This window comes from Streptomyces sp. NPDC059142, assembly GCF_042755665.1.
Classification (GTDB): Bacteria; Actinomycetota; Actinomycetes; order Streptomycetales; family Streptomycetaceae; genus Streptomyces.
The window spans coordinates 740-10,773 of the sequence record NZ_JBHZDA010000088.1; the positions used below are offsets into that span (position 1 = coordinate 740).

A 10,034-nucleotide genomic window follows, 5' to 3' on the forward strand; every position below is an offset into this window, starting at 1 on the left:
GCTCCCCCCCGCCGGGGTCCCCCCCCGTGGGGGGGGGGGCCACCGCGACCCCCCGGGCCCCCCCGGGGCCGTGAGGGCCGGGGGGGCCCGGGGGGCCGGGGCGGGCCTCAGAGCTTGGTGAGCTTGGCGAAGGGGCTCAGGATCCGCCCCTGTCGACCCGAGAAATCAATGAGCACTGCGTGTTCGCCCTCGACTCCGATGACTCTTCCCAACCCGAACTGGTCGTGGGAGACCCGGTCCCCCACATCGAACTGCTCGGGCGGGGGTGAGGCCGGGGCCTGGCGGTTGAAGGGACTGGACGGCAGGTGGCGCCGGGATCCGGCTGACTTTGTCATTACTTGGAGTATGCGCCCAAGGGGCCCCGCCGCGCCATGCCCGGCCGCGGAAGAGCGCCCGGACCACCCGTGCCACAGCCGTATGCGCCCCTTTTTCGCGCCCCCATTCACTCCCCCCGCACTCCCCACCCGGCGCCCTCGCGCTCCTCGTCGGGAACGGTGTCAGCGGCGCGGTGTGCGCCGCCACGGGCCGGTGACGGCCAGCATGATCCCCGGTTCCTGGATATTGGCGAAAAGCGTACGGCCGTCGGGCGAGAAGACGACCCCGGTGAACTCGCTGTCGTTGAGGTCGTTGCGGGCGATGGGGTAGGTCCGTCCGCGCTCCGTCGCGCCGAAGAGGTGCTGGAGCCCCTGGCCGTCCTCCGCGATGACCAGACCGCCGTACGGCGAGACAGTGATGTTGTCGGGCCCGTCGAAGGAGCCGTCCTCCGTGGGGTCGGCGTTGACGCCGAGCAGCACCTTGAGGGTGAGCGTGCGCCGCCGGGGGTGGTAGAACCACACCTGGCCGTCGTGCGGAGTGCCGGGGCTCTCGGCACGGGCGTACGAGGAGACGATGTACGCGCCGCCGTCCCCCCACCACATGCCCTCCAGCTTCCTGGCCCGGGTGACATCCCCGGGGCCGAACTGCTCCCGTACCTCGACGGTCCGCGCGTCCCGTTCGGGTACGTCCACCCAGTCGACGCCGTAGACCGTGCCGATCCGTGTGGCGCGCGAGAGGTCGTCGACGAACGAGCCGCCCGCGTCGAAGCAGCGCGGCGCCTGGAGGGCGCCCGCGTCGTCGGCGAGCCGGGCGAACTGGCCGCGTCCGTGCTTGAAGCCGTGTGGCGGGATCCACCGGTAGAAGAGGCCGTTGGGGCCGGAGGCGTCCTCGGTCAGATACGCGTACCCGGTACGGGGGTCGATGACGACGGCCTCGTGGTCGTAGCGGCCGAGCGCCTTGACGGGGCGCGGGTCCCGGTTGGCGCGCCGGTCGTACGGGTCGACCTCGAAGACATAGCCGTGGTCCCTGGTCATCCCGTTCTCACCCGCGCGGTCGGTGTTCTCCTCGCAGGTCAGCCAGGTGCCCCAGGGGGTGCGTCCGCCGGCGCAGTTGGTCGACGTACCGGCGATGCCGACCCACTCGGCGGTCCGGCCGTCGGGGCGGGTCTCCACGACCGTGCAGCCGCCGGCCGCGGCCGGGTCGTAGACCAGGCCCTCGGTGAGCGGTACGGGGTGGGCCCAGTCGGACCTGGGGCCCTTCAGCTCGTGGTTGTTGACGAGCAGAGTGACCCCGCGGCTGCCTTCGAAGGTGGCGGTGCCGTCGTGGTTCGAGGGCGTGTACTCGCCGGTCTCCAGCCGGGTGACCCCGCTGTGGGTGATGACCCGGTACGTGAACCCGGCGGGCAGCGCGAGCATGCCGCGCGGGTCGGCGACGAGCGGCCCGTACCCCGGCTCGGGTGCGGGTCCCGACGCCACCTCGGGGCCGTCGTCGGCGGCGAGGGCGCCGGGCGCCGTCGCGAGCGCCCCCGCGGCGCCGGTGAGGACGAGTCCGGCGCCGGTGAGCGCCGATCTTCCGGTGAATTCCCTGCGGGTCAGCGGCATGGAGGCTCCTGGGGGCGGAAGGAGGGACCGGGACGGTACGGAGACGCGTACGGGTGCGGGCGCCGGTACGGGTACGGGTACGGGTACGGCGGGGAGCGGAGAACCGGCGGAAAGGTGCGGAGGTACGCTCCCCAGGCTGCCGCGCGTGCCTGAACGGCGGCTGAACTCCGTCCGACGTCGAAAGGCGCCCCTCCATGAATCTCCCCACGGGAAAGCTCGCGGCCTCCGGGCGCGGCGTGCTCGTCAGCGGCGCGTCCCGTGGCCTCGGCCGCGCCGTCTGCCGGGCCTTCGCCGCCCAGGGCGACCGGGTCGCCGTCCACTACGGCAGCCGCTCCGCCGACGCCCGCGCCACCCTGGAGTCCCTGCCGGGGACGGGCCATGTGCTGGTCGGCGGCGATCTCTCGGACCCGGCGGAGGCGGCGCGCGTCGCCGACGAGGCCGCGGACGCGCTCGGCGGGATCGACGTCCTCGTCAACAACGCGGCGGTGAACGCGGCCCACCCCCTGCCCACGACGGGCTACGACGCGTGGACGGCGGCCTGGCAGCACCATCTCTCCGTCAACCTCATGGCGACGGCGCTGCTCAGCCACCGCGCCGCTCACAACATGATCGCCCGCGCCGCGGCCGGCCGGATCGTCAACATCGGCTCTCGGGGCGCCTTCCGCGGCGAGCCCGACCACCCGGCGTACGGAGCCACGAAGGCCGCGGTGCACGCCCTGGGGCAGTCCCTCGCGGTCTCCCTGGCCCCGTACGGCATCGGCGTCGCGTCGGTGGCGCCGGGCTTCTTCGACACGGAGCGGGTGGCGTCCCGGCTGGCGGGCGAGGAGGGCGAGCGGATCCGCGCCCAGAGCCCGTACGGCCGGGTGGCCTCGGCGGACGAGATCGCGGAGGCGGTGCGCTGGCTGGCGTCACCGGGCGCGGAGTGGTCGTCGGGCGCGGTCCTGGACCTGAACGGGGCGTCGCACCTCCGGTGAGCGGGCCCGGCGGGCGCGCACGGCCGGGACGCACCGCCGCGCATCCGGCCCCGGGGCCCCGGTGCCGGATGCCCCGTCCGGAAGGCCCGGGGCACCCGGGCCCGGTGATCCACCGGAGGCCCCGGGCCCCCAGGCCGGGCCCCCCAGGCCGGGCCCCGGGGAGGGCCCGTCGGCGCCGCGTGGCGCGGCCTCTCAGGTGTCCCCCGCGCGCGTCAGTTGCCCCCGCGTGAGCGCGCCTTGAACGCCGCCTTGCGCGCGTCCTTCGCCACGGCCCGGTCCCGGTGCAGCCGGCCCATCGCCTCCAGGACCTCCGCCGTCGCCGGGTGGTCCACCCGCCACGCCGCCTCGAAGAACCCGCTGTGCTGCCCCACCAGCCCCTCCACCAGCTCCTGCAACTCGTCCGGCTCGCCCTCCGCGTCGAGTTGCGCGGCGATCGTGTCGACGGCCAGCCAGAAGATCATCGACTCGGGCGGCGGCGGTACCGCCCCGGCGCCCAGCTCCGCGAGCCAGACCCGCGCCAGACCGCCCAGTTCCGCGTCGTCCAGCACCTCCCGCACGGCCGCCTCGGCCTCCGCGCCGACGAGGGAGAGCGCCTGCTGGCACTGGAGGCGGCGCAGCGGCGCCCCCGCGTCCCTGCCCCGTGCGGCGGCGAGCAGTTCGCGTACGGCGTCGAGGGGCGCGCGGCCCGCGAGCCACTGCTCCGTCTCGGCGCGGGCCGCCGGCTCGGGGAAGTGGGCGATGCCGTCGAGGAGCGCGTGGGCGTCCTTGTCGGCGAGTTCACCGACGACGGGCGCGGTGACGCCCGCCTCCAGCATCCGGGACCTGATCCCGTAGAGCCCGAGCGGCGTCAGCCGGACCATGCCGTACCGGGAGACGTCGTCCTCGTCGACCGGCGGCTCCGGATCGGTGTCCTCCACCATCAGGGCCTCGTCGACCGGTACGTACGAGACGAGCCCGATCGGCTCCAGCACCCGGAACTGCTCGTCGAGGCGCATCATCGCCTCGGACACCTGCTCCAGGATGTCGTCGGTGGGCTCGCCCATATCGTCGGGGACGATCATCGACGCGGCGAGGACGGGCAGCGGCACGGCGGTGTCCGTGCCGCCGCCCTCCGCGACGGTGAGCAGGTAGAGGTTGCCGAGGACGCCTTCGAGGAATTCCGCCTCCTCCTCGGGGTCCCAGTCGAGCGACTCGAAGTCGATCTCGCCGTCGTCGCCGATGGCCGCCGAGAGATCGTCGAGCACGGGCACGGTGGCGTCCGCGAAGGTGACGTCCAGGGCGTCCAGCCAGAGGGAGAGGACGTCCTGCGGAGAGCCGGACGTGACCAGGGCGAGCTGCTCGCCGGTGGTGACGCCGCCCGTGGCCTCCTCCTCGCCGGCCGGGTGCGCGCCGTCGGCGGCCGGTTGCGCGCCGTCGCGGGTCTCTTCGAGGTCGTCGGGGTCCTCGACGTCCACGAGCCCCGTGTCGACCGCGACGCGCCACGCCTCGCTCGCGTACGCCTCGCCGTCGCCCTCCGACATCTCGTCGCCGAGGCCGAGCTGCAGCGCCGCGGCGGGCAGTTGCTCGTCGACCAGTTCACCCCCGGCGCTCACCCGGGTCTCCGGGCCCGCCCAGCGGGCGAGGCGTACGGCTCGGGCGAGCAGCGGCGCGGCGAGCGCGTCCCGGGCCAGTTCGGCGTCCGGGAGCAGCCGTACCGGCGGCAGGGTGGGGTGGTCTGCGGGCATCGGGTGGGTCTCCTTGTGGGGTACGGACATCCGAAGGGCTCCCCAGCGTAGACGCTTTTGGGCCCTTCCCACCCGGTTCATGTACCCGACAACCGCCGTCCCCCGTGGCCGTCTTGGCCGGGCGGCGGCGGTGTGGTCGCCGTCACCGCCCGCGGTCCGTGTCAGCCCGCGGCGTCGCTCGCGGAGGACAGGCTGATGGCGGGCGTCCAACGGGTGACGGTGCTGCTCTTCACGCCCGGGTGGTGCCGTACGGCCCGCCACTGTTCCGTGTCCGAGCCGATGCCGTGGCCGCGTGCCGCGACGGCGTCGGCATGGGCCTGTTCGCTCTCCCATCCGGCGAGGTTGAGGACCCGGGTGCCGTCCGTGGAGACGTGGAAGAAGGCGGAGATCCCGCCCGGCGCCGGATCAGGATCGGTCTCGATCGCCTGGAGGACGGTGTCCGCCCAGTCGCGCCCGCGCGCGGGGTCGGGGCCCTCGAACTCCACGTCGACGATCACGACACAGCCGGGCACCGGAGGCGTTCCGTCCGGCTGTGCCGTCAGCCCTTCGGCGCGGTAGAGGGTGTACGGGCGCAGCCCCACCCGCTCGATGCCGGGCACGGCGGCGTCGATCTCGGCGACGCGTTCGTCCCGGCCCGTGGCGGCGAACGCCTCGTAGGCGGCCCGGTCGCGCCACTGCGCGTAGTGGAGCAGCGTCTCCCCGTCGTTACCGGTGAGGACGGAGTACGAGAGCAGGCCGCCGTCCGGCCACGCTCTGCTCCGCCAGACATGGGTGATGGCCTCGACCGTCTCCCGCTGCCGTTCGAAGGTGCCGACGCGCCAGGTGCTGACCGTGACGACGCCCACGTCGGGGCGCGTGACATCAGGGAGTGTGCTCAACCGTACGGACATGATGGCTCCTCGTCGCGGCACACCCCCGCGGTGCGCCCACGGCCACCATGCTCGAAGATGAAGCGCGGTTGAGGTCAACCCCGGGCCGGGGCGTCGTCCCGAGCCCCCGCCTCGCGCGCCCTCGCGTCGCCGTCACCCCGTGGCGCGATACCTCGTCACCCCGTGTCCCCGTTCTCCCCGTGTCCCCCTGTGTGTCCCTTCCCGTGCCGACGCCGTCAGACCACGACGTCGAACCACGGCCTGCGCGTGGTGGCCCAGTGCGCCACCCAGCCGGCGAAGCCCGCCCCGGCCGCCGGGTGGCCGAACGCCGCGCCGAACGGCGCCGCCCCGACATCGCTGATGTTCCAGATCCGGCCGCGCTCCGCGCCCGTGACGACGAGATGCCAGTACATGCCGCAGCCGTCCGTGCCCAGCACCACGCTGCCGTGGTTGCTGACCTCGTCGATGAGCGGCTCTATCTCCTCGTACGGCCGGGGGTCGTCCTCCCACACCCACGCCTCGGTGAGGGGGAACGGCTTGGCGAGAACCCGCTGCGTCTGGTCGCAGCCCCAGTCCTCCGGCAGCGCGGCCACCGGTATCAGCCCGTCGATGTCGGCGGGCCCCTCCGTGCAGCCGTCGCACATCTCCGCGATCATCGTCCGGTACGGCTCGGGCAGGACGACGCCCTGCTCACGTTCGAAGGCCCGCACCGCCTCCCAGCCCAGCGGCGGCAGCCGCCGCTCCGGCGGGAAGGCCGCGCGCAGCGCGTCGAGTTCGCCCCGGTCGGCTCCGCCCCGGTCGGCGTATTCGGTGTTCATGCTCTCCATGCCCTCCATGTCCCTCATTGGACCAGCACCCACTGACACTCCGACCCCTGCTACCCCGGAGCACTCTCCGGCACGCTGGTGTCGGGGGCGCCTTCGTCACTGAGCCGTACGATATGGCCCCCTTCCGCCCGCGCGTACACATGTGTACGTGCGAGGGTGCGAGACCAGGCCACGGCGTCCTGTTCACACCGGGGGCGCTCCGCGGCTCCACCGGCGGAGATGTTCCGGCAGGTGGGCGCGGTGGTACGGCCCCGTCCGCACACCGGCGCGCACCCACCCCACACGCCACGCCCGCGCACACCGAACGCGGCCCCGGGGCCACCATTGACGCGATAGAGCCGCCGCCCGGACCGACCGGCCCGACCCTCCGGCACCCCGCCCCCGCGCCACGCGCACACCGAACGATCCCCCTCCCCCGTACGGCCCCACCCCCGAACCGCCGGCACGAGCAGACGGCGCGGGCTGCTGGTACGGGCTGCGGAACCTTTGCCGATCATGCCAGACGGGAGCCCCACCGGACCCTTCAGCGTTGCTTCTCATTCACCCGAAGCAGATCTAAGTGGACCTTCACAGTCCGGCGGGCGGAGACTCCGGGCATGACGACATCACTCCGCCCCTTCGGACGGGCCCTGTGCGCCATGGTCACCCCCTTCGCCCCCTCCGGGGAGTTGGACGTGGACGGCGCGCGCACCCTCGCGCGCCACCTCGTGGACGAGGGATGCGACGGCCTCGTGCTGAACGGGACCTCCGGCGAATCCCCCACCACGACGGACGCCGAGAAGACCGTTCTGGTCGAGGCCGTGTGCGCGGAGGTCGGCGACCGGGCGCACATCGTGGCGGGCGTCGGCAGCGCGGACACCCGTCACACGCTCGCGCTGGCGCGCGCGGCCGAACACGCGGGAGCGCACGGCCTGCTGGTGGTCACGCCGTACTACAGCCGCCCGCCGCAGGCGGACGTCGAGGCGCACTTCCTGCGGATCGCGGACGCGGTGGGTGTCCCGCTGATGCTGTACGACATCCCCGCGCGCACCGGTACCCGGATCGAGCCGGCGACGCTGATCCGGCTCGCGGCGCACCCGCGCGTGGCCGCCGTGAAGGACTGCGCGTACGACCTGGCGGGCAGCTCGAAGGTGATCGCCCGCACCTCGCTCGCCTACTACTCCGGCTGTGAGGAGCTGAACCTTCCGCTGTACGCGGTCGGGGGCGCGGGTTTCGTCAGTACGGTCGCCAATGTCGCGCCCGGCCCGCTGCGTGCCGTACTGGACGCGTACGACCGGGGCGCGGACTCCCCGGCGGACGGCGCGTACGGCACGGACGGGCGCGCCGGGTCCGTACGGGCGCACCAGCGCGTGCTGCCGCTGGCCGAGGCGATGATGGCGTCCGGGCTGCCCGGCGCGGTGAGCGCGAAGGCGCTGCTCGGGCGGCTCGGGCTGCCGGGCGGGACGGTCCGTGAACCGCTGCGGCCCGCCGGCCGCGGGGCGGTCGACGGGCTGCTGGAGGTGTACGGCGAGCTGATGGGCGCCGCCGTGCGGTGAAGCGGGGGTGCGTCAGTTGTGGCTGTGGAGCACCTCGTTGAGGCCGCCCCAGACCGCGTTGTTCGGGCGGGCCTCGACGGCGCCGGTGACCGAGTTGCGGCGGAAGAGGATGTTGCCGGCGCCGGACAGCTCGCGTGCCTTGACGATCTGGCCGTCCGGCAGGGTGATGCGCGTGCCGGCCGTGACGTAGAGACCGGCCTCCACGACGCACTCGTCGCCGAGGGCGATGCCGATGCCCGCCTCCGCGCCGACCAGGCAGCGCTCGCCGATGACGATGCGTTCCTTGCCGCCCCCGGAGAGCGTGCCCATGGTGGAGGCGCCGCCGCCGATGTCGGAGCCGTCGCCGACGACGACGCCCGCGGAGATACGGCCCTCGACCATGGAGGTGCCGAGGGTGCCCGCGTTGAAGTTGACGAAGCCCTCGTGCATGACGGTGGTGCCCGCGGCGAGGTGCGCGCCCAGGCGGACGCGGTCGGCGTCGGCGATCCGCACACCGGCCGGGGCCACGTAGTCCGTCATCCTCGGGAACTTGTCGACCGAGGTCACCTGGAGGTGCAGCCCCTCGGCGCGGGCGTTGAGCCGTACGGTCTCCAGCGCGTCCACGGCGACCGGGCCGAGCGAGGTCCAGGCGACGTTGGCGAGCAGCCCGAAGATGCCGTCCAGGCTCTGGCCGTGCGGCTGGACCAGCCGGTGGCTGAGGAGGTGGAGCCGCAGGTAGACGTCGTGCGTGTCCAGCGGCTTGTCGTCGAGGGAGGCGATGACCGTACGGACCGCCACGATCTCGACCCCGCGCCGGGCGTCGGGCCCGACGGCTTTCGCCGCGCCGTCACCGAGCAGTTCCACGGCGCGCTCGGTGGAGAGCCGCTCGGTGCCGGCCGGGCCGGGCTCCGCGGCGAGCGCGGGGGCGGGGAACCAGGTGTCGAGGACGGTGCCGTCCGCCGCGAGGGTGGCGAGGCCGGCGGCGACGGCGCCGGAGGAACGGGGGGAACCTTGGGAAGACGTGTCGGTCATGGACAGAACCTAACGTTTTCGACGCCGCCCGGGCCAACCGGTCTCAGGTGCCGGGCGACCGCGCCGCCCCCGGTCACCGGCGCGCCCGGCCCGGCCGGTCGCCCTCGGAGCCGCCCGGTCCTGGCTCGTCGGTGAGCGCGGGGGCCGGGGGGACCCGTCACCCCGCGGCGGGCGGGATCAGCCGGGCCAGCGCCAGCCGCGCGTACTCCTCGTCGTACACCCCGTCCGTCAGCAGTACCTGGAGGCAGATCCCGTCCAGCAGCGCGACCAGCGCCCGCGCGGTGACGGGGTCGATGCGCGCCGACAGGCTCCCGACGAGCGCGCCGCACCACTCCGCGGCGACCGGGCGCAGCGCGGGCCTGCGCAGGGCGGCGAGGTACAGCTCGTACTCCAGCTCCACGCCCGTGCGGTCCCCCGCCAGCCATTCCCCGGTGATCCGGGCCAGTTCGGCGGGGATGTCGCACGCGGGGTCGGTGAGCGCGCCGCTCCTGCGCACGACGTCCGCGAACCCCTCGTTGGCCTGCCGGAGCGCGGCGACGAGCAGTTCGTCCAGCGAGGCGAAGTGGTACGTGGTGGAGCCGAGCGGCACATCGGCCTCGGCGGCGACCGTGCGGTGGCTCAGCCCCGCGATACCGGCGCGTCCGACCACCCGTAGCGCGGCGTCGATGATGCGCTGGCGGCGTTCGGGGTCGTAGCGGCGGGTCATCAGTGGGCCCCTCCGAGGTTGAGCACCACGACGCCCGCGATCACCAGGGCGATCCCCAGCAGCTTGAGCAGGTCCGCGGACTCGTCGAGGAAGATCATCCCGATGGCGGCGACGAGCGCCGTGCCGGCCCCGGCCCAGATCGCGTACGCCGTTCCGACGGAGAGCGTCTTGAGGGTCTGCGAGAGGAAGGCGAAGGCGACCAGGTATCCCGTCACGGTCAGCACCGAGGGCCAGAGTCGGGTGAAGCCCTCGCTGTACTTCATGGCGGTGGTCGCGCCCACCTCTGCCGCGATCGCCACGGCCAGTAGTCCATATCCCATGCGTACGAGTGTACACATGGTTGCGTACGGCCGTACGCATCCTGCGCGCACAGAAAGCGGAAGGGGCCCCCCCGGGGTTGCGGGGGGGGCGGGCGGGGGGGTGGCGGATCACAACCGGCTGGGGGGTTAGATGAGAGCCAGTGTCGTATACA

10 protein-coding genes are annotated in these 10,034 nt (G+C 73.8%); 2 read left to right on the forward strand and 8 right to left on the reverse strand.

Annotated features, from left to right (window positions below; translation table 11 throughout):
• Positions 1–107 precede the first annotated feature (107 nt).
• Entirely contained in the window at positions 108–335 is a 228-nt protein-coding gene (locus ACFXPK_RS25865; RefSeq protein WP_078490871.1) for a hypothetical protein, read from the reverse strand.
• Between the two features lie 162 nt (positions 336–497).
• Positions 498–1,916 (reverse strand): alkaline phosphatase PhoX, encoded by a 1,419-nt coding sequence (locus tag ACFXPK_RS25870; protein ID WP_385079061.1) that lies wholly within the window; start codon positions 1,914–1,916, stop codon positions 498–500.
• Between the two features lie 194 nt (positions 1,917–2,110).
• On the opposite strand from ACFXPK_RS25870, the gene ACFXPK_RS25875 reads away from it, so the two are divergent.
• Positions 2,111–2,890 carry an SDR family NAD(P)-dependent oxidoreductase gene (locus ACFXPK_RS25875; protein ID WP_385005074.1) on the forward strand — a complete coding sequence of 260 codons (780 nt, stop codon included), beginning with the start codon at positions 2,111–2,113 and terminating at the stop codon, positions 2,888–2,890.
• A gap of 212 nt (positions 2,891–3,102) precedes the next feature.
• On the opposite strand, the gene ACFXPK_RS25880 is transcribed toward ACFXPK_RS25875, so the two are convergent.
• From ACFXPK_RS25880 to ACFXPK_RS25890, 3 genes are all read right to left on the reverse strand, one after another.
• Positions 3,103–4,614 (reverse strand): hypothetical protein, encoded by a 1,512-nt coding sequence (locus tag ACFXPK_RS25880; RefSeq protein ID WP_385079064.1) that lies wholly within the window; start codon positions 4,612–4,614, stop codon positions 3,103–3,105.
• Positions 4,615–4,775: 161 nt separating this feature from the next.
• Positions 4,776–5,504, reverse strand: a complete 729-nt coding sequence (locus tag ACFXPK_RS25885; RefSeq protein ID WP_385079067.1) for an antibiotic biosynthesis monooxygenase — start codon at positions 5,502–5,504, stop codon at positions 4,776–4,778.
• A gap of 215 nt (positions 5,505–5,719) precedes the next feature.
• Positions 5,720–6,301, reverse strand: a complete 582-nt coding sequence (locus tag ACFXPK_RS25890; protein WP_385005080.1) for an SMI1/KNR4 family protein — start codon at positions 6,299–6,301, stop codon at positions 5,720–5,722.
• A 605-nt stretch (positions 6,302–6,906) separates the two neighbouring features.
• On the opposite strand from ACFXPK_RS25890, the gene ACFXPK_RS25895 reads away from it, so the two are divergent.
• Positions 6,907–7,845, forward strand: coding sequence for a 4-hydroxy-tetrahydrodipicolinate synthase family protein (locus ACFXPK_RS25895; RefSeq protein ID WP_385079071.1), 939 nt, complete (start codon positions 6,907–6,909; stop codon positions 7,843–7,845).
• Positions 7,846–7,857: 12 nt separating this feature from the next.
• On the opposite strand, the gene dapD is transcribed toward ACFXPK_RS25895, so the two are convergent.
• From dapD to ACFXPK_RS25910, 3 genes are all read right to left on the reverse strand, one after another.
• Positions 7,858–8,856: a 2,3,4,5-tetrahydropyridine-2,6-dicarboxylate N-succinyltransferase gene (gene dapD, locus ACFXPK_RS25900; protein WP_385005084.1), complete on the reverse strand. Its 999-nt coding sequence runs from the start codon at positions 8,854–8,856 to the stop codon at positions 7,858–7,860.
• A 157-nt stretch (positions 8,857–9,013) separates the two neighbouring features.
• The gene (locus ACFXPK_RS25905) at positions 9,014–9,562 is read right to left on the reverse strand and encodes a TetR/AcrR family transcriptional regulator (protein WP_385079074.1); all 549 of its coding nucleotides are present in this window, start codon (positions 9,560–9,562) and stop codon (positions 9,014–9,016) included.
• Complete coding sequence (locus tag ACFXPK_RS25910; protein WP_385079077.1) at positions 9,562–9,882, reverse strand: DMT family transporter; 321 nt, start codon at positions 9,880–9,882, stop codon at positions 9,562–9,564. The genes ACFXPK_RS25905 and ACFXPK_RS25910 overlap by 1 nt, the downstream gene beginning before the upstream one ends.
• Positions 9,883–10,034 lie beyond the last annotated feature (152 nt).